General features: G+C 69.3%; 14 protein-coding genes. 9 read left to right on the top strand and 5 right to left on the bottom strand.

Annotated elements, in window-relative coordinates:
- The first annotated feature begins 228 nt into the window (after positions 1-228).
- The 3 genes from ADL12_RS03420 to hflX all read left to right on the top strand — a co-directional run bounded on the left by ADL12_RS03420 (position 229) and on the right by hflX (position 5897).
- Complete coding sequence (locus tag ADL12_RS03420) at positions 229-2409, top strand: RelA/SpoT family protein (RefSeq protein WP_062698307.1); 2181 nt, start codon at positions 229-231, stop codon at positions 2407-2409.
- A 197-nt stretch (positions 2410-2606) separates the two neighbouring features.
- Entirely contained in the window at positions 2607-4220 is a 1614-nt protein-coding gene (locus ADL12_RS03415; RefSeq protein ID WP_079051812.1) for a M1 family metallopeptidase, read from the top strand.
- A 183-nt stretch (positions 4221-4403) separates the two neighbouring features.
- Positions 4404-5897, top strand: a complete 1494-nt coding sequence (gene hflX, locus ADL12_RS03410; RefSeq protein ID WP_062698306.1) for a GTPase HflX — start codon at positions 4404-4406, stop codon at positions 5895-5897.
- Positions 5898-6000: 103 nt separating this feature from the next.
- Here hflX and ADL12_RS03405 read toward each other — a convergent pair whose 3' ends face one another.
- From ADL12_RS03405 to ADL12_RS03395, 3 genes are all read right to left on the bottom strand, one after another.
- The gene (locus ADL12_RS03405; protein ID WP_062698304.1) at positions 6001-7218 is read right to left on the bottom strand and encodes a trypsin-like serine peptidase; all 1218 of its coding nucleotides are present in this window, start codon (positions 7216-7218) and stop codon (positions 6001-6003) included.
- A 215-nt stretch (positions 7219-7433) separates the two neighbouring features.
- Entirely contained in the window at positions 7434-8654 is a 1221-nt protein-coding gene (locus tag ADL12_RS03400) for a trypsin-like serine peptidase (RefSeq protein WP_062698302.1), read from the bottom strand.
- A 261-nt stretch (positions 8655-8915) separates the two neighbouring features.
- Positions 8916-9602: a response regulator transcription factor gene (locus tag ADL12_RS03395; protein ID WP_062698300.1), complete on the bottom strand. Its 687-nt coding sequence runs from the start codon at positions 9600-9602 to the stop codon at positions 8916-8918.
- A 406-nt stretch (positions 9603-10008) separates the two neighbouring features.
- Here ADL12_RS03395 and ADL12_RS03390 point away from each other — a divergent pair, with 406 nt between their 5' ends.
- From ADL12_RS03390 to ADL12_RS03375, 4 genes are all read left to right on the top strand, one after another.
- Positions 10009-11712: a diaminobutyrate--2-oxoglutarate transaminase family protein gene (locus tag ADL12_RS03390; RefSeq protein ID WP_062698297.1), complete on the top strand. Its 1704-nt coding sequence runs from the start codon at positions 10009-10011 to the stop codon at positions 11710-11712.
- Positions 11713-12185: 473 nt separating this feature from the next.
- Positions 12186-14333, top strand: coding sequence for an IucA/IucC family protein (locus ADL12_RS03385; protein ID WP_062698295.1), 2148 nt, complete (start codon positions 12186-12188; stop codon positions 14331-14333).
- Positions 14334-14440: 107 nt separating this feature from the next.
- Positions 14441-15268 carry a GNAT family N-acetyltransferase gene (locus tag ADL12_RS03380; protein WP_062698293.1) on the top strand — a complete coding sequence of 276 codons (828 nt, stop codon included), beginning with the start codon at positions 14441-14443 and terminating at the stop codon, positions 15266-15268.
- A 353-nt stretch (positions 15269-15621) separates the two neighbouring features.
- Entirely contained in the window at positions 15622-17613 is a 1992-nt protein-coding gene (locus tag ADL12_RS03375; RefSeq protein WP_062698291.1) for an ATP-dependent DNA helicase, read from the top strand.
- 157 nt (positions 17614-17770) lie between these two features.
- On the opposite strand, the gene lexA is transcribed toward ADL12_RS03375, so the two are convergent.
- Complete coding sequence (gene lexA, locus ADL12_RS03370; protein ID WP_062698288.1) at positions 17771-18547, bottom strand: transcriptional repressor LexA; 777 nt, start codon at positions 18545-18547, stop codon at positions 17771-17773.
- Between the two features lie 564 nt (positions 18548-19111).
- Here lexA and nrdR point away from each other — a divergent pair.
- Together nrdR and ADL12_RS03360 are read left to right on the top strand one after the other, a co-directional pair.
- The gene (gene nrdR / locus ADL12_RS03365; protein ID WP_062698286.1) at positions 19112-19681 is read left to right on the top strand and encodes a transcriptional regulator NrdR; all 570 of its coding nucleotides are present in this window, start codon (positions 19112-19114) and stop codon (positions 19679-19681) included.
- Between the two features lie 163 nt (positions 19682-19844).
- The gene (locus ADL12_RS03360; protein WP_062698285.1) at positions 19845-22739 is read left to right on the top strand and encodes a vitamin B12-dependent ribonucleotide reductase; all 2895 of its coding nucleotides are present in this window, start codon (positions 19845-19847) and stop codon (positions 22737-22739) included.
- Positions 22740-22870: 131 nt separating this feature from the next.
- On the opposite strand, the gene ADL12_RS03355 is transcribed toward ADL12_RS03360, so the two are convergent.
- Positions 22871-23404 carry a TerD family protein gene (locus ADL12_RS03355; protein ID WP_062698282.1) on the bottom strand — a complete coding sequence of 178 codons (534 nt, stop codon included), beginning with the start codon at positions 23402-23404 and terminating at the stop codon, positions 22871-22873.
- Between the last annotated feature and the right edge of the window lie 241 nt (positions 23405-23645).

Genomic DNA, 23645 nt, shown 5'->3' with positions numbered 1-23645 from the left:
GCGCGTTCGAAATCATGGCTGGTCGTCTGTCAGGTGGCGGGAAATCGCAAACCTGTGAACCCTCGCTCGAATGGGTGATCCGTTTCACGCTCGGCGAGAGGCGGTCAACCTCACGTGATGGGCTCGGTAGCATCAAGCACCGGCCCGGACGGGGGAGATGTCGCCATCCCCTGAGCCGTGTCCGCCATGGGGCACCCCGTCCGCCGGTCCACGCAGCCGGAGGTGCCCATGAGTGCGGAGGCAACGAATTCCGCGACGCCAGGCCCGGTAGCAGGCCCTGTGACGCCTGCGGTGTCCCGCAGGAAGGCCCGCGCCCGGATCGATCTGCGCCGCCTCGGCCGGGCAGCGCTGCTCGGCCCGGCCTCACGCGACCGGCTGCCCGACGCCATCGGTCATGTCGTCGACGCCCACCGCGCCCACCATCCCGACGCCGACCTCGAACCGCTGCGCCGCGCCTATGTGCTGGCCGAGTCCTCGCACCGCGGCCAGATGCGCAAGAGCGGCGAGCCGTACATCACACACCCGCTCGCGGTGACGCTGATCCTCGCCGAACTCGGCGCGGAGACCACGACCTTGACGGCCTCCCTGCTCCACGACACGGTCGAGGACACCGAGGTGACGCTCGATCAGGTCGGTGAGCAGTTCGGCGCGGAGGTCCGCTTCCTCGTCGACGGCGTGACGAAGCTGGAGAAGGTCGACTACGGCGCCGCCGCCGAGCCGGAGACCTTCCGCAAGATGCTCGTCGCGACCGGCAACGACGTCCGTGTGATGTCGATCAAACTCGCCGACCGGCTGCACAACATGCGCACCCTCGGTGTGATGCGCCCCGAGAAACAGGCGCGCATCGCCAAGGTGACCCGCGACGTCCTCATCCCGCTCGCCGAACGGCTCGGCGTCCAGGCGCTCAAGACCGAGCTGGAAGACCTGGTCTTCGCGATCCTGCACCCGGACGAGTACGAGCACACACGGGAGTTGATCGTCGACAACGCCTCCCGCGCCGACGATCCGCTCGCCGAGATGGCCGACGCGATGCGCAAGGTCCTGCGCGAAGCCGACATCCAGGCGGAAGTCCTCATCCGGCCACGGCACTTCGTCTCCGTGCACCGGGTGTCCCGCAAGCGCGGACGGCTGCGCGGCGCCGACTTCGGCCGGCTGCTGGTGCTGGTGAACGAGGACGCGGACTGTTACGGCGTCCTGGGCGAACTGCACACCTGTATGACGCCCGTCGTCTCGGAGTTCAAGGACTTCATCGCCGTCCCCAAGTTCAACCTGTACCAGTCGCTGCACACCGCCGTCGCCCGCGAGGACGGCCAGGTCACCGAAGTCCTCATCCGCACCCACCAGATGCACAAGGTCGCCGAGGCCGGTGTCGTCGCGCTCGGCAATCCCTACGCTCCTCCTTCGGAGGAGCAGGCCGCTTCGAGTGACGGCGAGCGCGCCGACCCCACGCGTCCCGGCTGGCTGTCCCGGCTCCTCGACTGGCAGGAGGCCGCGCCCGACCCGGACACCTTCTGGTCCACGCTCCGCGAGGACCTCGCCCAGGACCGCGAGATCACCGTCTTCCGCCCCGACGGCGGCACCCTGGGCCTGCCCGAGGGCGCGACCTGTGTGGACGCCGCGTACGCGCAGTACGGCGAGGACGCCCACGCCTGCATCGGCGCGCGCGTCAACGGCCGCCTGGCGACGCTCAGCACGGTTCTGCGGGACGGGGACACCGTCCAGCTCCTCATGGGCCAGGACCCGGCCTCGGAGCCCTCCAGGGAGTGGCTGGAGCACGCCCACACGCCCGCCGCCCGGATCGCCATCCAGCGGTGGCTGGCCGCCCATCCTGCGCAGGGCGACGTCCCCGCCGCTGAGGAGACCGGGGTGCTCTTCCGGCCCACCGGGGACGGATTGGTGAGCGCGGAGGGGCAGGCCCTCCGCCTTGCCGCCGAGGGGCCGGCCGGCCGCTCCGCCACCGCCGACGTGCTCGTCGATCAGCCGGGCGCGAGCGTACGCCTCGCCGGCTGCTGCACCCCCGTACCGCCCGACGAGGTCACCGGGTTCTCTGTGCGCGGGGGGGTGGTGACCGTCCACCGCGTCGAGTGCGCCGCGGTGGCGCGTATGAAGAGCGCGGGGCGCGCGGAGGTCGGCGTGCGCTGGGGCGACACCACCGAATGCCGGGTCACGCTGGTCGCCGAATCGTTCGTCCGCCCGCACCTGCTGGCCGACCTCACGGAAGCGATGGCCCTGGAGGGCGCCGAAATCGTCTCGGCGACGGTCGAGCCTCCGAGCCAGCAGCGCGTGCGCCACACCTACACGGTCCAACTCCCGGACGCGGCGCTGCTCCCGGGGCTGATGCGGGCGATGCGGAATGTGGCGGGCGTGTACGACGTGAGCAGGGCGCAGCCGCAGACGCAAGGGGCGTGAGGGCGGCGCGGCGCCGGCCCTCACGGGACGGGGCACCCTCAAGCACGGGCGCGCCCCCCTCGGCCGGCCCGCACACCGACAACTCCACCAACTACTGCACCCGTCCAGCACCCGCAGCACCCACCCGACACCCCCGTTCGAGTGTGCCGATCGCGCGTCGTCGACGCCCCGCACGCGCGCGCTGATAGCCGTGGTGCATGCTGCTCACCCCCCGCACCGAGGCCCAGCGACCAGTCCCTGGCGCTCCTCGCCCCCGTCCCCGAACCCGCCGGCGTCTCAAGGCCCCCGCGCTGCTCGCCGTCGCCCTCTCCTCCTGCCTGCTCGCCGCGAGCGCCCCCGCCGCACCTCTGGGGGTCGGTGACCGCCTCTTCCCGCACCTGGGCAACCCCGGCTACGACGTGGCGTCGTACGACCTCTCCTTCACCTATCCAGGCACCAACACCAAGCCCCTCAAGGCCGTCACCACGATCAACGCCTGGACGACCACCGACCTGGACCGCTTCAACCTGGACTTCGCCCACGGCAAGGTCGAGTCCGTCGAGGTCGACGGGGAGCCCGCGTCGTTCACGAGTGCCGGTGAGGACCTCGTGGTCACGCCCGAGGAGCCGTTGCCCGAGGGCAGCTGGATGCAGGTCACCGTGCGGCACACCAGCGACCCCAAGTACGGCAAGAGCCGGGAGGGCGGCTGGGTGCGGACGAGCGACGGGCTCGCCATGGCCAACCAGGCCGACGCCGCCCACGTCGTGTTCCCGTGCAACGACCACCCCTCCGACAAGGCGATGTTCACCATCCGGGTCACCGCGCCCAACGGTTACACCGCCGTCGCCAACGGCCTGCGCACCGACGTGGACCGCGCGGGCAAGTCGACGACATGGACGTACCGCACGCGACACCCCATGGCCACCGAGCTCGCCCAGGTGTCCATCGGCCGCTCCACGGTGCTGCACCGCACCGGCCCGCACGACCTGCCCGTACGGGACGTCGTGCCCACCAAGGACCGCGAGCAACTCGAACCGTGGCTGAAGAAGACCCCCGGCCAGATCGCCTGGATGGAGCGGAAGGTCGGGCGGTATCCCTTCGAGACGTACGGCCTGCTCATGGCCGAGGCCGCCACGGGCTTCGAACTCGAGACCCAGACGCTGTCCCTCTTCGAGCGGGACCTCTTCACCGAGTCCGCCTACCCGAAGTGGTACATCGAGTCGATCATGGTGCACGAGCTGGCGCACCAGTGGTTCGGTGACAGCGTCAGCCCGCGCACCTGGTCCGACCTGTGGCTCAGCGAGGGGCATGCCACCTGGTACGAGGCCCTGTACGCGGCGGAGAAGGCGGGCCGGCCGATCGAGGCGCGGATGAAGGCCGCGTACGCCGCCTCCGACCGCTGGCGTAAGGCCGGCGGACCGCCTGCCGCCCCCAAGGCGGGCGCCCCCGGCAAGAAGAACAGCATCTTCCGGCCGAACGTCTATGACGGCGCGTCACTGGTCCTGTACGCCCTGCGCCAGGAGATCGGCGCCCCGGCCTTCGAGCGTCTGGAACGCGCCTGGGTGAGCCGCCACCAGGACGGTGCCGCCACCACCGCGGACTTCGTCGCGCTTGCCGAGGAGATCTCCGGACACGACCTCGACGGGTTCCTGCATGCCTGGCTGTACGGGGACAAGACCCCGCCGATGCCCGGTCAGCCGGAGTGGAAGTCCTTGGACCCCGACAAGGCGCCTGTGAAGAAGGCCGCCGGGAAGAAGGCCGGCGCGAAGAAGGTCACCGCGAAGAAGGTCACCGCGAAGAAGGCGATCGCGAAGAAGGCGACCGTGAAATAAGACGGTGACGAGACGGCCCGTGCCGTGCGACCATTTTCGGGTCGGCGCGGCACGGGTCGCGGGAATCTCCCGGGGCACTCGTGCGTTGTAAGCAGTGACGGATCAGTTCCGAGGCGCTACGGACTCGCTCCGCAGAGCCACTGCACTGTCGCCGCACACGGATTCCATCGACGTAAGGACCCAATGACCTCCTCTTCTTCCTTTTCCCAGGACACGCAGCGCTTCGCGCACACCCATCCCGAAGGTCTTCGGGCCGATGCCCTGATGGAAGAGGACGTCGCCTGGAGCCACGAGATCGACGGAGAGCGGGACGGCGACCAGTTCGACCGCTCCGAGCGCGCGGCTCTGCGCCGTGTGGCGGGCCTCTCCACCGAGCTCGAGGACGTCACCGAGGTCGAGTACCGCCAGCTCCGCCTGGAGCGGGTCGTGCTCGTCGGCGTCTGGACCACGGGAAGCGCGCAGGACGCGGAGAACTCCCTCGCGGAGCTCGCCGCCCTCGCGGAGACTGCGGGCGCGCTCGTGCTCGACGGCGTGATCCAGCGCCGCGACAAGCCCGACGCGGCCACCTACATCGGTTCCGGCAAGGCCGACGAGCTGCGGGACATCGTGCTCGAAACGGGCGCCGACACCGTCATCTGCGACGGTGAGCTCAGCCCGGGCCAGCTCATCCACCTCGAAGACGTCGTCAAGGTCAAGGTCATCGACCGTACGGCCCTGATCCTCGACATCTTCGCCCAGCACGCCAAGTCCCGAGAGGGCAAGGCGCAGGTCGCGCTCGCGCAGATGCAGTACATGCTGCCGAGGCTGCGAGGCTGGGGTCAGTCGCTGTCCCGGCAGATGGGCGGCGGCAAGGGCGGCGGCCTCGCCACCCGTGGTCCCGGTGAGACCAAGATCGAGACGGACCGGCGACGGATCCGCGAGAAGATGGCGAAGATGCGCCGGGAGATCGCGGAGATGAAGACCGGCCGCGACATCCAGCGCCAGGTCCGCAGGCGCAACAAGGTGCCTTCGGTCGCCATCGCGGGCTACACGAACGCGGGCAAGTCCTCGCTGCTCAACCGCCTCACCGGTGCGGGCGTCCTGGTCGAGAACGCGCTGTTCGCGACCCTCGACCCGACCGTGCGCCGGGCCGAGACCCCGGGCGGGCGGCACTACACGCTGGCGGACACCGTCGGCTTCGTACGCCACCTGCCGCATCACCTGGTCGAGGCGTTCCGCTCCACGATGGAGGAGGTCGGCGACTCCGACCTGATCCTGCACGTGGTGGACGGTTCGCACCCGAACCCGGAGGAGCAGCTGGCCGCCGTGCGCGAGGTGATCAGGGATGTCGGCGCGACCGACGTACCGGAGATCGTCGTGATCAACAAGGCGGACGCGGCGGACCCGCTGACGCTGCAGCGGCTCATGCGGATCGAGAAGCGCTCCATCGCCGTCTCGGCCCGCACCGGCCGGGGCATCGACGAGCTGCTCGCCCTGATCGACAACGAGCTGCCCCGCCCGTCCGTCGAGATCGAGGCTCTCGTGCCGTACACGCACGGCAAGCTGGTCGCCCGCGCCCACACCGAGGGCGAGGTGATCTCCGAGGAGCACACCCCGGAGGGCACGCTGCTCAAGGTGCGGGTGCACGAGGAACTGGCGGCGGATCTCACGCCGTACGTTCCGGCGGCGACCGCCTGAGTCGAGTCGCTGTGGAACGGCGGTCCGTGCGGGCGTAGAACTGCAAAAGGCCCGCCCCCTGTCGCAGGGGGGCGGGCCTTCCGTATGGGTCATTGTGCGTGGGTCATCGGCCGCCGTGCGTCCTGCTCATGTACTGGTACACCGACTCGGCGCCCGCGCCCAGCTGAGGGCCCGCGAGCCAGGTGTTGTCCTCCGGGCCGATCGATGTGTTCGACACGAGCGTGGTCTCGCCGTTCACCACCCGGAACCAGCCGCCGCCCGACGAACCGCCGGTCATGGTGCAGCCGATGCGGTACATCGTCGGCAGGGCCGGGCTCAGCGACAAGCGGCCCGGACGGTCGAGGCACTTGAACATCTGCAGACCGTTGTACGGCGGTGCCGCCGGGTAGCCCCAGGCGCCCATCGTGGCGACCTCGCTCGCGGACGGAGCGGAGAAGTCGACGTCCAGGGAGCCGGTGGTCTCCTCCAGGGACCTCGCGCCGCCCTCCGGCTTCACATGCAGCACGGCGTAGTCGTAAGCCGCACCCGCGCCGCCCGTGTCCGAGCCGCCCTGGATCCACTCGTTCGACGTCGAGACCCAGTCGGCCCACCAGTTGCCGTAGGGAGCGATCTCGGTGGCCGTCGCGTTGCCCAGCTGCGCCTCGGACTTGCCGAGGTCGTTGTAGGCCGGGACGAAGACGATGTTGCGGTACCAGCCGCCGCTCCGGCCGGCGTGCACACAGTGGCCGGCCGTCCAGACGAGGTTGGACTCGCCGGGGTGGTTGGCGTCCTTGACGACCGTGCCGGAGCAGACGGCCGGGCCGTCGGGGGTGTCGAAGAAGACCTTGCCGACGGGGGCGGCGTTGTCGTGGTACGGCGTCTTCTCGGCCGTGGCCCGGACGGGCGCCGGCTCCGGGTCGCTGACGCCCTGGTCGGCCGAGGCGTCCTGCGTGGTGACCGTCTTGTTGGCCTCCTTCGCGGACTGCATCCGGTCAGGCTTCCACAGGCCCTCGATCACCGGGTTGACGAAGTCCTTGGCTTCGCTGAGCCACTTGTCCTTGTCCCAGTCCTTCCAGGCCCCGTCCTTCCACTTGTCGATGTCGATCCCGTGTTCCTTGAGCTTGTCCGCGAGCTCGGCCGGGATCTGGATCTTGCCGTCACCTGCGGCGTCGGCGGCATCGACGGCCTGCGAGGCGGCGGACTCGGCCCGGTCACTCGCCGAGTCCCCGGTCGAGCCGCCACAGGCGGTCGCGGTCAGCGCCAGCGCGGCGACAAGGCCGGTGGCGGCGAGGACGGAGCGCCGCCCACGGCGTTGGGCTGCGGGCATAGGTGTGGAACGCATGGTGCGATAACCCCCGTTGGAGCGTGCCACTGCTGAAGCGTGCTACTGCTGTGGCGCCTTGATGGCAGGTGCGTGCCGCGGGAAGGGCCGTGCGCTCATGGGTGCGAGCCCCTCGGACGCGACACCCACTATGCCCGTGGAGTTGAGGCCGAACGGCGGTGAGGCGGTGAAGGTTTCTCCCCACCGCCTCACCACAGCTGGTGCCTACGGTGCCGTCACTGACCGGCGAACTTCTCGCTCACCCCGTCGAACACGTCCTTGGCTTCCTCACCCAGCCGCGGACCCGCCAGCCAGCCCGATTCCACCGGGCCGATCGAGGTGTTGGACACCAGCGCCGGCTTGCCGTTCGAGCCCGTCGCGACCCAGCCACCACCGGACGAACCGCCGGTCATGGTGCAGCCGATGCGGTACATCGTCGGGGCCGCGGTGTTGATCGACAGCCGGCCGGGCTTGTCCTGGCACTGGTACAGCTTCTGGCCGTCGAACGGTGCGGCGGCCGGGTACCCGATCGCCTTGAGGCTGTCCACCTCGGGGACCGCGGGGGCGTTGAAGTCCACCGGGAGGGCCGAACCGACCGTCTCCTCCAGGGACTTGCCGTTGCCGCCTTGCTCCGGCTTCACATGGAGCACGGCGAAGTCGTACGGGGCGCCGTCCCCGCCCGTCGGGCCGCCCTGCGCGATCCACTGGTCCGAGGTCTGCGCCCAGTCGGCCCACCACACGCCGTACGGAGCGACCTGCTCCTTGGTCGCGCTCTCCAGCTCTGCCGTCGCCATGGCCTTGTCGTTGTACGACGGCACGAACGCGATGTTGCGATACCAGCCGCCGCTCTTGCCGGCATGCACGCAGTGGCCCGCCGTCCACACCATGTTGGACTTGCCGGGGTTGGCCGGGTCTTGCACGACCGTCGCCGAGCAGACCATCGTGCCTTCGGGGGAGTCGAAGAGCACCTTGCCCGCCTCGGGGGCGTTGGCGTGGTACGCAGGCGGCACGGCCTGCGCGTTCACCGGCTCCGGCGTCGGGTCGGTCACCCCCTGGTCACCGGAGAGGTCGCTGTCGTCGACACTCCGGTCCGGGTCCTCGGCCTCCCGCATGCGGTCCGGGTCCCACAGGCCCTCGATGATCGGGTTGACGTAGTCCTTGGCCTCGCGGAGCCAGTCGTCCTTGTCCCAGTTCTTCCAGGCGCCGTCCTTCCACTTGTCGATGTCGATCCCGTGCTCTTTGAGCTTGTCCTTGATGTCGTCCGGGATCGTGATCTCGCCTTCACCTCCGGCCGCCGCGGACGCGGTGGCCTCCGCGCCCGCATCGGCGTCGCCCGACTCGCAGGCCGTGGCGGTGAGGGCCAGCGCTGCGGCCAGCGCGACCAAGGGCAGCGGGGAGGTCCTGCGGCGCGCGCTCCCTCCTCGGCGAACGGTGAACGACGGCCGTATCGATCGCATGATCTGACTCCCCCTGAGGTGACGGTACTTGGCGCTGTGGCCGTGAACTCCCGTTGACCGCTTGCCGGTCGGGCGTGATGTCACGGCGCGTTGGAACGGCATCACACACTATGCGGTCGCTGTGGGGGAGTTCCGACGGAACGGCAACGGTTTGGCTACGGGCGGCCTGACCTGGCAATTCATCCAGAGAGGTGCGCGCGGGCCAGGCGAGGGGCGAGGGGGGCCGGTGCATGGCGACGACGTGTGTACTCCCGCTCCGAACTACTCGGCAGGCGTGACGACTCGGTAGCCGACCCCGCGCACGGTCTCGATGAGCGCAGGCATGCGCAGCTTGGCGCGCAGGGACGCGATGTGCGTTCCCAGGGTGTTCCCGACCCCCTCTCCGCTGGTGCGCCACACTTCGCCCATGATCTGTTCTCGGGTGACGACCACTCCGGGGCGCCGCGCGAGCAGGGCGAGGAGATCGAATTCCTTGGGAGTCAGCTGGATGAACGAGTTGTCCACGCTGACCTGACGCGTCGGCAGATCGATGATCACCGAGCCGAGAGACAGCACGGTCTTGACCCGTTCCACGGCCGCCTCGGAGGCGGTGCGTCGGATCACGGCGTGGATGCGTGCGAGTAGCTCTCCTGTGTCGTACGGCTTCACCACGTAGTCGGCGGCACCGAGGTTGAGGCCGTGGATGCGGGAACGTACGTCTCTGCGCGCGGTGACCATGATGATCGGGGTGTTGGTGCGCTTGCGGATCTCGCCGCAGACCTCGTAGCCGTCCATGTCGGGTAGGCCCAGGTCGAGGAGGACGAGGTCGAAGCCGGCATCTTTCAAAGTGAGCGCATCCAGGGCCGCCCCGCCGCTTCGGGCGTTCGTGACGCTGAAGCCGTGCCGTGAAAGGACCGCGCACAGAGCGGCGACCTGGCGGCTGTCGTCCTCGACGAGCAGCAATCTCAAACCAGCCTCCGGTTCATCGGCCGCAGGGCCTCGGTGCGTACGGACCCCGTCTGCGTAAGTGTGCGCTGACCACGCGCCGTACGTGCATCCTGTGCACCCATTCCACCGAGCCGGAGCGCGCCCGCCCCCCTGGTCGGCGCTGCACGATCGCCCCGACCGGCCCGTTCCCCTTGATGCCCGGGCCGGTCCACCGGCAGTGGTTTCCGGCACCGCAAGGATCTTGAAGCAACCCGTAACCCGGTGAACGGTCCGGGGTTGGTAGCGGCAGGGGACCTGCTGCCCGTGGGTGGTCCCCAGTGCTCAGTTCCCCGGAGCTTCGAGTCGACGCTCGCGGGGCTTCGTATGTCGGGTCGGGCGAGGATGCGAGAGGCCTGCTCGCCCCTGGACAGCGGGAGGACAGGGAGCCATGGCCGTGACCGAATCTTTGCGCGGGGGGACATCCGAATCGGCGGGGGCGCGTGCCGTGCACGAGGGGATCCTGCGACGGCAGTCGGCGCGCGAGTCGGCTGCGCGCACCTACGCGCGTGCCCTGCCGATCGTGCCCGTACGGGCACGTGGGCTGACCATCGAGGGCGCGGACGGCCGCCGCTACCTGGACTGCCTCTCCGGCGCCGGGACGCTGGCGCTCGGACACAACCACCCCGTGGTCCTGGAGGCCATCCGCAAGGTTCTCGACTCGGGCGCACCGCTGCATGTCCTCGACCTGGCGACCCCTGTCAAGGACGCCTTCATCACCGAGCTCTTCCACACGCTGCCGCCCGGTCTCGCCGACCGCGCGCGCGTGCAGTTCTGCGGACCGGCCGGAACTGACGCGGTGGAGGCCGCCTTCAAGCTCGTCCGGGCCGCGACCGGACGCACCGGAATCCTCGCTTTCAGCGGCGCCTACCACGGGATGACCGCCGGAGCGCTCGAAGCATCCGGGGGCGCTTTCGACGTACGGGTCGCCCGCCTGCCCTACCCACAGGACTACCGCTGCCCTTTCGGCATCGGCGGCGAACGCGGTGCCGAACTCGCCGCCCGCTGGACCGAGTCCGTCCTCGACGACCCCAAGTCGGGCGTGCCACGCCCCGCCGGGATGATCCTCGAACCCGTCCAGGGCGAGGGCGGAGTGATCCCCGCGCCGGACGGGTGGATGCGGCGGATGCGGCAGATCACGGCCGACCGTGCCATCCCGCTGATCGCTGACGAGGTCCAGACGGGGGTCGGGCGCACCGGCTCCTTCTGGGCTGTGGAGCACAGCGGCGTCACACCCGACGTGATGGTCCTCTCCAAGGCCATCGGGGGCAGCCTGCCCCTCGCGGTCATCGTCTATCGCGACGACCTCGACGCCTGGCAACCCGGCGCCCACGCCGGCACTTTCCGCGGCAACCAGCTCGCCATGGCCGCCGGCACGGCGACGCTCGCCTACGTCCGCGAGAACGGGCTCGCCGAACGGGCGGCCGAACTGGGCTCCCGGATGCTGCGCCAACTCCAGCAACTCGCGGGGGAGTTCGGGTGCATCGGAGACGTGCGGGGGAGGGGGTTGATGATCGGGGTCGAGGTGGTGGAGCCAGAGGCCGCCTCCGACCGCGGCGAGGGGCGGGCAGTGCCCCTGGCGGCGATCGATCGGGCCGGCGGCGGGGCGGGGCTTCTCACCGCTCTGGAAGGGAACGGGGGCGCCCCTGGCCAGGTCGAGCCGGATGCTCAGGCTGACAACGGTTGGCCCGGAGGCGGGGCGGGCGTTCTGACGGGTCTCGACCCCGCCCGGGGTGCGGGCGGCTCCTCGGCGGACGCCAACCCGACCGGTCGAGGAGCAGGTGCGGCGGCACTGCAGAACCCGGATCGCCATCCTCGCCCCGCCGCTCCCGAACTCGCGGCCGCCATCCAACGGGAATGCCTGCGACGTGGCCTGATCGTCGAGCTGGGCGGCCGCCACGCCGGCGTCGTACGCCTGCTTCCGCCGCTGACCATCAGCGACGAGCAGGCAGCCGCAGTGCTGGACCGACTGGCCGACGCGGTCGCCGCGGTGTCCCGCAGCCACACCCATGACGACGCGTTCGATGCGGACCGGACGCACCAGCCGACCCCGGGCCCCCGGCGGCACGGTGGCCGCGCCGACCGGGCGGGGTAACGCGGCGGCCGATGGGGCGCCCGAGTACGCACTTCGCCCGGTGCCGTCGCATCGGCTTGTGCCGACCGACCCGCTGCCGAGCAACGGCTCACCTTCGAACGACACATCACTTCCCATCGGAACCTCGCCTCCCACCGAAACCGCGTCCAACTTCCCTCCTCCAGCCGCGCATTCGAAGCGCGGTCCATCAAGCCCACGCCCACCCTCACCGCAGTACGGCGGCCGTCGCCGCTTGCGTCAGAACCAGTTCAAGAGGACCAGCCTTGACCACGACCCCCGCATCCGACGGCCGCCCCGACACTCGCGAGCGATGCCCGGCCGACCCAGACCTGCGCCGGCCTGAGCCGCTTGCGTCTCCGCCTGCGTCGGCTCCTCGCGGGCAGGGGGGCGCTCTCGCCCAGGCAGGGGACAGGCCGCGGGAACCGGTGTCGGCGCAGGGAGTTGCCGGTGCACAGGTACCGGGGCGTGCGCCGATGCAGGCAGGTGCCCCGGACGTTGAGCGGCTGCCCGGTGCCGCCTCCGACCTCCTGGAGCACCCCGACCCACACACCGCAGCCCAGGCCGCCGCCGTGGAGAACCTCCTCCGCTGCTGGGTTCGCGAGACCAACGTCCCGGCACCCGACAACGGGATCCTCCGCATCCCCTTGCCCGCCACGGGTACGGCCCTGCTGATCCCGGTCCACTACTGGTCCCCGGCGGGATGGCACCGCTTCGGCCTGCCACACCTGGCCGACGCCCCGGCTCAGTCCCCACCGACTGACGCGGTCACCCTTGCTGCCCTACTCACCAGGGAGGCGCCAGGGGGAAGCAACTCCGCCGTCATGACGTCGGTCGCCACCCCCTCGGCTGGGAGCATCACCTCGACGAGCTCTGGGCGCGTAGCGGCTCGCCCGACTTCCGCGAGCGTTTGCTCTTCGCCGGCGCCCGATACGTCGACTGCTTCGATTGACGCGACGCGGCCTCACCGAACCGCGACCACTCCCGGCTCCGGGGACCCGGTCTCTGTCTCTGCTGCTGCCCCCTTCAGCTCTGTCATCTCTGGCTCCGCTTCGTCCTGCGTCCCTGGATCCTCCGTCCCATCGCCCACTGCTGTATCCCCGACCTCCGCCACTCCGAGGCCGGCAGCCCTGACAGCCCCGGTAATCTCCGCGGCCACTGACCTCGTTTCCCGCGTTGCCGACTCCGTCCGACGAACCGCCACCTTCATCAGCGAGCGCCGTGCTCACCCCGCCGAGGGTCCTGACATCTTCCTCGCGGCCGAGCAGGCGCTCACGCTCGGACACCCGCTCCATCCGACGCCGAAGAGCCGCGAGGGCCTCTCCGAGACCGAAGCGCCGCTGTATTCACCCGAGTTGCGCGGCTCCTTTCCCTTGTGCTGGATGGCTGTCGCCCCTTCCCTGCTCGCCACTGACTCGGCATGGACCGAGCGCGGCCGTATCGTCCCCGCGGCTCAGCTCACGGCCCGCCTCGCCGGGGATGAATTGCCGTTGCCGGACGGGTACGCGGCCCTGCCCCTGCACCCTTGGCAGCTACGCGAGCTCCAGCACCGCCCCGAGACCGCGGCCCTGCTCGATGCCGGACTGCTCCGAGACCTCGGCACCCACGGCGCCCCTTGGCACCCCACCTCCTCCGTACGGACCGTCCACAGATCCGATGCCCCCGCCATGCTCAAACTCTCGCTGGGCCTGCGCATCACCAACTCCCGCCGTGAGAACCTCCGGAAGGAGCTGCACCGGGGCGTCGAGGTCCACCGACTCCTGCGCAGCGGCCTCTCGACGCAGTGGCAGGCCGCGCACCCGGGATTCGACATCGTTCGCGATCCGGCATGGCTCGCCGTCGACAGGCCGGACGGCGTCCCTGTGACCGGCTGCGACGTGATGATCCGGCACAACCCGTTCAGACCTTCCGACGACGTGTCCTGTGTAGCAGGCCTCGTTTCACCCCGATCTCTCGCACAACCCGGCACCGCCGCAGGCCATCACCCAGGGGACACGGCGCTTCCTCCGTCCCGTCTGGCCGAACTCGTCACGCGTCTCGCCGACCGAACAGGCCGCCCTCGCGGAGCCGTTGCCGCCGAGTGGTTCCTGCGCTACCTCGAACAGGTCGTCCGCCCCGTCCTGTGGCTCGATGCCGAGGCGGGAATCGCCCTGGAAGCACACCAGCAGAACACGCTGCTCCTGCTGGACGGTGACGGCTGGCCTTCGGGCGGCCGATACCGCGACAACCAGGGCTACTACTTCCGTGAGTCCCGGCGCGCGGCACTCGACGCCCGGCTGCCCGGGATCGGCGAGCACAGCGACACCTTTGTCTCCGACGAGGTCGCCGACGAGCGCTTTGCCTACTACCTCGCGATCAACAACGTACTCGGCCTCATCGGAGCGTTCGGCTCGCAGCGTCTCACGGACGAAGAGCTGCTGCTCGCGGCCTTTCGCCGCTTCCTCGGCGAGGTGGCCTCCGGCGCAGCACGGCTGCCCACATCACTGCCTGCCCATCTGCTCGACTCACCTGTTCTGCGCTGCAAGGCCAACCTGCTGACCCGGCTGCACGGCCTCGACGAACTCGTCGGCCCGGTCGACACCCAGTCCGTCTACGTCACCATCGCCAACCCTCTGCATTCCTGACCCTCACGGATCGCTTCCTGCGTTCCTGATCATCGTCGTCGGCCATCACCAACTCCCTTCATCCCTGAGGAACATGACCCACCTCGCCTCTAGAGAGGAGCAACGCCGTGCCTCCCACCGACGCGAGTGCCAACGCCGGTACCGCCCCTGTCACCGATATCGGCACCGGCGCGAGTCCCGGTGCTCGTGAGCGCCGTGTCGACCCGGTCGGCGGAGCCGGCGCAGACAGTGAGGACACGCTGGATCTGCACCTGCCCGACGAACTCGTCGCGCTCTTCGCGGAGGAAGCCACAGCCGATCGAGGGCGGGACCAGAGCGCCGCAGGCACGGCGGCAGTACCTCCCTCGCTCCTCCCGATCTGCGACGACCTACTCGATGGCGTGGCCGATTGGGGGCCGATCAGCACGCCTGCAGGAGTGCTTCACCTTGTCCCCGTGCGGATCGAGCGGGACCTTCCGATCGTCGGCCAGTGGATGAACGACCCCGCCATCGCAGCGTTCTGGGGGCTCGCCGGACCCCAGAACGCGATTGAGGAGCACCTGCGGTCCCAGCATTCCGGTGACGGACGCAGCGTCCCGTGCCTGGGCATGCTGGACGGCACACCGATGAGCTACTGGGAGATCTACCGAGCCGACCTCGACCCGCTGGCCCGGTACTACGCGGCTCGGCCCCACGACACTGGAGTCCATCTCCTTATCGGTGCTGTCGGCGACCGCGGCCGAGGACTCGGCGCGACCCTGCTCCGAGCCGTCGCCGACCTCGTGCTCGACAAGCGGCCTGCCTGCGCTCGCATCGTCGCCGAACCTGACATTCGCAATACCCCCTCCGTCGCTGCTTTCCTGGGCGCCGGATTCCGGTTCTCCGCCGAGGTCGACCTGCCCGCCAAGCGGGCCGCCCTCATGGTCAGAGACCGGAGCCTGCGCCATCTGATGTGACGCCGTGTCGCGACGTCATCACATTTGGTACACCGCCCGCGCCGATCCGGTTCCCACTCCCGACGAACCGAATTCGTGCCGAGTCGGATCTCTCCCATGACCGCGTCCGTTCCCCGCGGCGCGTGGCGCACAGGGCCGGCCGACATCGGCCCGTCGGCCACGCACGAATCGCCCCGGCCAACTCCGAACCGCCCTCGATCACACACCAACCACCCCCTGACCTCACTCGAACCGATCCCACACACACCCGAACCGATCCGATTCCCACCCGAGGAACCCCCGGTCTTGATCCCGCCCCTCGTCCCCACCGTGATCGCCCGTTTGTCAGTGCCGGGCCGTAGGGTGGTCGCGCTATGACAAAGCCCTCACTCCCCGAACTCCTGCATGCCGCCGTCACTGCCGTCGGCGGTACGGAGCGCCCCGGCCAGGTGACCATGGCCGAATCCGTCGCCGAGGCGATCGACGGCGGCTCCCATCTGCTGGTCCAGGCCGGCACCGGTACCGGAAAGTCGCTGGGTTACCTCGTGCCCGCGCTCGCGCACGGGGAGCGCGTCGTCGTCGCGACGGCCACGCTGGCCCTGCAGCGCCAGCTCGTGGAGCGGGATCTGCCGCGCACCGTCGAGGCACTGCATCCACTGCTGCGCCGTCGGCCCGAATTCGCGATGCTCAAGGGCAGGTCGAACTACCTGTGCCTGCACCGCCTGCACGAGGGCGTCCCGCAGGACGAGGAGGAGGGCCTCTTCGACCAGTTCGAGGCTGCCGCACCCACCAGCAAGTTGGGGCAGGACTTGCTGCGGCTGCGTGACTGGGCGGACGAGACGGAGACGGGCGATCGTGACAACCTGACTCCCGGCGTGTCCGACCGGGCCTGGGCCCAGGTGTCGGTGTCGTCCCGGGAATGCCTGGGCGCATCGAAGTGCGCGTACGGAGCTGAATGCTTCGCCGAGATGGCCCGTGAGCGCGCCAAGCTCTCGGAGGTCGTCGTCACCAACCACGCGCTGCTCGCGATCGACGCCATCGAAGGCGCTCCGGTCCTCCCACAGCACGAGGTCCTGATCGTCGACGAGGCGCACGAACTGGTCTCCCGGGTCACCGGAGTGGCCACCGGCGAACTCACTCCGGGCCAGGTCAACCGCGCGGTGCGCCGCGCCGCGAAACTCGTCAATGAGAAGGCCGCCGACCAGCTCCAGACCGCCGCCGAGGGCTTCGAACGGCTGATGGAGCTGGCCCTGCCGGGGCGCCTGGAGGAGATTCCCGAGGACCTCGCCTACGCGCTCATGGCGCTGCGTGACGCCTGCCGCACTGTCATCTCCGGGATCGGAGCCACCCGCGACAAGTCCGTGCAGGACGAGGACGCGGTCCGCAAACAGGCGCTGGCCTCGGTCGAGACCGTGCACGACGTGGCGGAGCGGATCACCAACGGCTCCGAGTGGGACGTCGTCTGGTACGAGCGTCACGACCGCTTCGGGGCCTCCCTGCGCGTGGCCCCCATGTCCGTGTCGGGTCTTTTGAGGGAGAAACTCTTCGCGGACCGCTCCGTCGTCCTGACCTCCGCGACCTTGAAGCTGGGCGGTGACTTCAACGGCGTCGGCGCATCCCTCGGCCTTGCCCCCGAGGGAACGGAGGGCGACGACCTCCCGCAGTGGCAGGGGCTGGACGTAGGCTCGCCCTTCGACTATCCCAGACAGGGCATCCTGTACGTCGCCAAACACCTGTCACGCCCCGCGCGTGACGGCGACCGCATGGACATGCTCGACGAGCTGACCGAACTGATCCAAGCGGCCGGCGGCCGCACGCTCGGCCTGTTCTCCTCGATGCGTGCCGCCCAGCTGGCCGCCGAGGAACTTCGCTCCCGTATTCCCGAGTTCCCGATCCTCCTTCAGGGCGAGGAGACGCTCGGTGAGCTGATCAAGAACTTCGCGGCAGACCCGAAGACCTGCCTCTTCGGCACCCTGTCGCTCTGGCAGGGCGTCGACGTACCCGGCCCCAGCTGTCAGCTGGTCGTGATGGACAAGATCCCCTTCCCACGCCCGGACGACCCCTTGATGAGCGCCCGCCAGAAGGCGGTGGAGGACGCCGGGGGCAACGGCTTCATGGCGGTCGCCGCCACCCACGCCGCGCTGCTCATGGCCCAGGGCGCCGGCCGCCTCGTACGGGCGTCGGGGGACCGAGGCGTGGTCGCCGTGCTGGACCAGCGACTGGCCACTGCCCGGTACGGGAGCTATCTGAAGGCGTCACTGCCCGACTTCTGGTACACGACGGACCGTAATCAGGTCCGGAAGTCCCTGGCCGCGATCGATGCGGCGGCGCAGAAGGCGGAGGCGGAGGCCGAACAGCCACAGTGATTGAGGGGTGGACTGTCGCAGCGCTGCGACAGTCCACCCCTCAATCCGGAAAAACTGTGCTGTGCGGAGTCCCGCACAGCACAGGGCCCCGGAACCGGCGCAGGGGTCCCGGGGCCCGGTCAGGGGGCGACGCCTTCGGCTTCGCCCGCCGCAGCCGTCACACGCGCCGCAGCACTGCCACCACCTTGCCCAGGATGGTCGCGTCGTCGCCGGGGATCGGCTCGTACGCCGCGTTGTGCGGGAGCAGCCAGACGTGGCCGTCCTCGCGCTTGAAACGCTTGACCGTGGCCTCGCCATCGAGCATCGCGGCCACGATGTCGCCGTTCTCGGCCACCGGCTGGCGCCGGACGGTGACCCAGTCGCCGTCGCAGATCGCGGCCTCGATCATCGAGTCACCGACGACCTTCAGTACGAACAGCTCGCCGTCGCCGACCAGCTGCCGGGGGAGAGGGAAGACGTCCTCGACCGACTCCTCCGCGAGGATCGGGCCACCGGCGGCGATGCGGCCCACCAGCGGGACGTACGACGCGGCGGGCTTACCGGCGGTGTCCGTGGGCTGCACGGCGGCCTGGTCGGAGCCGCGCACCTCGTATGCGCGCGGGCGGTGCGGGTCGCGGCGGAGGAAGCCCTTGCGCTCGAGTGCCATCAGCTGGTGTGCGACCGAGGACGTGCTCGACAGGCCGACCGCCTGGCCGATCTCCCGCATCGACGGCGGGTACCCACGCCGCTGCACGGAATCCCTGATGACCTCGATCACGCGGCGCTGCCGGTCGGTGAGCCCCGAGCTGTCCGCCCGGATGCCCGGAGGTCGGCCCGGGAGGGATCGCTTGTGTCCCTCGGGATTCATGGCTTCGTTCATCGCATGCACCGGCTCGAGTCGGCCCTGGGAGCGGTCCTGGGCAGTGATGGTGGCACTGTCTGCGGTGGTGGTCACGTCGGCCCCTCTCGATGGTCTCCCTGCAGCACAACGGTAGTTGCTTTCGAAAGGTTGCGCCAAACACACGTTCGAGTGAAAAATCGCGAATACCCAGACGCGATCATGTGTCTGGGTGTATGGCTAACGCGCTGCCCGGCGGGCAAAAGGGCCCATTGCTGTACTCTTCACCGCCAGGGTGACGACCTCGTGGGTTGTCGCCCCAGTCTGCCATCCGGCATCAGTTCAAACGGTGACCGACCCCCATCTGTGCGGGAGTCCCACGCCCCCTCCGTGTGGCGCTCACGGTATCTCCGTATGTGTCGCAGCGATACGGCTGTGCGTTCAGGGGTGGAGCGCGCCGGGGTGGCCGTACGGCACATGTCCCTGCGGGCGCGACACGCGCGTACAGCGTGCGTGTATGAGCCAATCCCCACATGTAGTGGTTGGATTGCGGCAGCAGCCCAGAAGTTGTGGTCCCCCGGGTCTTCGGACGCTCGGAGATCGCCTATGCTTGGGGCTGCTTCGAGGGGCCCATGAGGCCCAGCGAGGCTATTGAGTCTGCTGTGAGGAGGGTTGGGAAGTATGCACTGCCCCTTCTGCAGGCACCCCGACAGTCGCGTCGTCGACAGCCGTACGACCGACGACGGCACGTCGATCCGCAGGCGCCGCCAGTGTCCTGATTGCTCCCGTCGTTTCACGACAGTGGAGACATGCTCGCTGATGGTGATCAAGCGGTCCGGAGTCACCGAGCCATTCAGCCGTACCAAGGTCATCAACGGCGTGCGCAAGGCATGCCAGGGACGGCCTGTCACCGAGGATGCGCTCGCGCAGCTCGGCCAGCGGGTCGAGGAGGCCGTGCGGGCCACCGGAAGCGCCGAGCTGACTACCCACGACGTGGGGCTGGCCATACTCGGCCCGTTGCAGGAGCTCGACCTCGTCGCCTATCTGCGATTCGCCTCCGTCTACCGGGCGTTCGACTCGCTCGAGGACTTCGAGGCCGCGATCGCGGAGCTCAGGGAGGCGACGGGGCGCCCCGCCGCGGACGACGACGACCGCGAAGACGACGCAGGCACTGTCGCGGGGAGCCAGGAAGACGACCGCGGGTCCGGAGGGGCTGCACAGGTCCCCGTGCCCGCCAACGCCGCCGACTGAGGGCGGGCCGGATCCGGTGCGGACTCCGGATCCGGTCGACAGGCGGCGACGAAAGACCTGTTGCGGGCGGCAATCAGAGGGTGCCCGCAGCACCAGACAGAACACCGTGCCACGGGGAACATCGGGGCACTTCAGGGCGTTTTAGCCCGTACAGGGAGGCGGCATGACAGAGACGGCGAGCGGTCCGGCACGGAGTTCCCGCGCCAAGGGCACCAAGGCGACCAAGGGACTGCGTATCGAGCGCATCCACACCACCCCCGGCGTGCACCCGTACGACGAGGTGGCCTGGGAGCGCCGTGACGTCGTCATGACCAACTGGCGCGACGGCTCGGTCAACTTCGAGCAGCGTGGCGTCGAGTTCCCCGACTTCTGGTCGGTGAACGCGGTCAACATCGTCACCAGCAAGTACTTCCGCGGTGCTGTCGGCACGCCGCAGCGCGAGGTGAGCCTGAAGCAGCTCATCGACCGCATCGTGAAGACGTATCGGAAGGCCGGCGAGGACTACAAGTACTTCGCCTCGCCCGCCGACGCCGAGATCTTCGAGCACGAGCTGGCCTACGCCCTCCTGCACCAGATCTTCAGCTTCAACAGCCCGGTTTGGTTCAACGTCGGCACGCCCCAGCCGCAGCAGGTCTCCGCCTGCTTCATCCTGTCCGTCGACGACTCCATGGAGTCGATCCTCGACTGGTACAAGGAAGAGGGCATGATCTTCAAGGGCGGCTCCGGCGCCGGCCTGAACCTCTCCCGCATCCGCTCCTCCAAGGAGCTGCTGTCCTCCGGCGGCAACGCCTCCGGTCCGGTGTCCTTCATGCGCGGCGCCGACGCCTCCGCAGGAACGATCAAGTCGGGCGGCGCCACCCGCCGCGCCGCCAAGATGGTCATCCTCGACGTCGACCACCCCGACATCGAGGACTTCATCGAGACCAAGGTCAAGGAAGAGGAGAAGATCCGCGCCCTGCGTGACGCGGGCTTCGACATGGACCTGGGCGGCGACGACATCACGTCCGTCCAGTACCAGAACGCCAACAACTCGGTCCGCGTGAACGACACGTTCATGAAGGCCGTCGAGACGGGCGGCAAGTTCGGCCTGACGTCCCGCATGACCGGCGAGGTCATCGAAGAGGTCGACGCCAAGGCGCTGTTCCGCAAGATGGCCGAGGCCGCCTGGGCCTGCGCCGACCCGGGCATCCAGTACGACGACACCATCAACCACTGGCACACCTGCCCGGAGTCCGGTCGTATCAACGGCTCGAACCCCTGCAGCGAGTACATGCACCTGGACAACACGTCCTGCAACCTCGCCTCGCTGAACCTGATGAAGTTCCTGAAGGACGACGGCAAGGGCAACCAGTCCTTCGACGTCGGGCGCTTCGCGAAGGTCGTCGAGCTCGTCATCACGGCGATGGACATCTCCATCTGCTTCGCAGACTTCCCGACGCAGAAGATCGGTGAGAACACGCGCGCGTTCCGCCAGCTCGGCATCGGCTACGCCAACCTCGGTGCCCTGCTGATGGCGACGGGTCACGCGTACGACTCGGACGGCGGCCGTGCCCTCGCCGGTGCCATCACCTCCCTGATGACCGGCACGTCGTACCGCCGCTCCGCCGAACTCGCCGCGGTCGTCGGCCCGTACGACGGTTACGCCCGCAACGCGCAGCCGCACCTGCGTGTCATGAAGCAGCACTCCGACGCCAATGGCGTGGCTGTCCGCATGGACGACCTGGACACGCCGATCTGGGCCGCCGCCACGGAGGCCTGGCAGGACGTGCTGCGTCTTGGTGAGAAGAACGGTTTCCGTAACTCCCAGGCGTCCGTCATCGCCCCGACCGGGACCATCGGTCTCGCGATGTCCTGCGACACCACCGGCCTCGAGCCCGACCTCGCCCTGGTCAAGTTCAAGAAGCTGGTCGGCGGCGGCTCGATGCAGATCGTCAACGGCACCGTTCCGCAGGCCCTGCGCCGCCTGGGCTACCAGGAGGAGCAGATCGAGGCGATCGTCGCCCACATCGCCGACCACGGCAATGTCGTCGACGCCCCCGGCCTCAAGCACGAGCACTACGAGGTGTTCGACTGCGCCATGGGCGAGCGCTCCATCTCCGCGATGGGCCACGTCCGCATGATGGCCGCGATCCAGCCGTGGATCTCCGGCGCCCTGTCCAAGACGGTCAACATGCCGGAGTCGGCGACCGTCGAGGAGGTCGAGGAGATCTACTTCGAGGCCTGGAAGCTGGGCGTCAAGGCGCTCGCCATCTACCGTGACAACTGCAAGGTCGGCCAGCCCCTCTCCGCCAAGACCAAGGAGAAGGAGAAGACCGAGATCACGGAGAAGGCCGAGGCCACCATCCGTGAGACGGTCGAGAAGGTCGTCGAGTACCGCCCGGTCCGCAAGCGCCTCCCCAAGGGCCGTCCTGGCATCACGACGTCCTTCACGGTCGGCGGCGCCGAGGGCTACATGACCGCCAACTCCTACCCGGACGACGGTCTCGGCGAGGTCTTCCTGAAGATGTCCAAGCAGGGCTCCACCCTCGCGGGCATGATGGACGCCTTCTCCATCGCGGTCTCGGTCGGCCTGCAGTACGGCGTGCCGTTGGAGACGTACGTCTCGAAGTTCACGAACATGCGCTTCGAGCCGGCCGGCATGACGGACGACCCGGACGTGCGGATGGCGCAGTCGATCGTCGACTACATCTTCCGCCGCCTGGCGCTGGACTTCCTGCCCTTCGAGACGCGCTCCGCGCTCGGCATCCACTCCGCCGAGGAGCGTCAGCGTCACCTGGAGACCGGTTCGTACGAGCCGTCCGAGGACGAGGTCGACGTCGAGGGCCTGGCTCAGTCCGCGCCGCGCGCCCAGGAGCTGAAGGCCGTCGCCACCCCGAAGGCCGAGGCCGGGACGGCCAAGCCCGCCCCGCAGCAGGCCCACACCAGCGCTGAGCTGGTGGAGATGCAGCTGGGCATCCAGGCCGACGCTCCGCTGTGCTTCTCCTGCGGTACGAAGATGCAGCGGGCCGGTTCCTGCTACATCTGCGAGGGCTGCGGCTCGACCAGCGGCTGCAGCTGACGCCGCGGGGCTCGGCCCCGAACGTCGGGTAGTCCTTGAGGGGCCCTGACGAACGTCACGCGAGAGGGGCGCCGACCATGTGTCGGCGCCCCTCTTCGTCGTCGTGTCTCCGCGAGTCCGCGAAGCGACTGTCAGGGCTGGTGGGTCCTGCCCATGGTCGCCGTGAACGTTGCCGGGTCGTCCTCGAAACCGTGGATGCCTGGGTGGAAGTCCCAGGTGGTCGACCCCTGTCGTACGAACTCCGCGACCGTGGCCGCCGTCGACCCGAGGACGCCGCCGAAGTCGTCCTCGGCCATGACGGTGTAGCCCTCGCGGATGCGCAGGGCCGGCTTGATGACGCTGACGAAAGTGCGTGTCGCGGGGCGCTGTTGGATCGCGACTCCGACCAGCACGCGCGCGTACCGGCTGTCGAGCCGGTCGAGCTCCACGGTCATGACCTCGTCCCAGCCGAAGCCCTTGCCGTCCCTGCTGTCCCGGTTGAGATAGATGGTGCCGTCGGGAGAGCGGCTGTCGAAGTGCACGACATAGGCGGGATCGCCGTACGGATCGCTCGCCAGGTACGTCGCGGCGACGAGGTCCAGGTCGGTGGGCGGCTGCCCAGCCGGACTCGGGTCCCACTTGACTGAGATTTCGACTTTCCGGATTCCCTTGTTGATGGCGTTCACCAGGCTGCCCCTTCCCCGTTCCGCGTATGCCCTCAGCTCGAACTGCCCAGCAGGCAAGGCCGGTTGTCCATCCTGCCACGCGCGCGGGAGCGTGCGCCGGGGAGCTCTCCTGTCGAGCGTGACCGGCGCCACGCTCCGTGGCCTTACCATGGCGCGGTGCTGGTCAAGTGGATTCGCTGCACCGTGGTGGACCGCCGCGGCTTCGAGCGGGGGCAGCGAAAATGGGCGGGGCTTCTGGGGG

Origin of the sequence: Streptomyces regalis (assembly GCF_001509475.1) — a bacterium.
In the GTDB taxonomy this organism is placed as follows: Bacteria; Actinomycetota; Actinomycetes; order Streptomycetales; family Streptomycetaceae; genus Streptomyces; species Streptomyces regalis.
This window is presented reverse-complemented; position numbering and strand designations above follow the sequence as displayed.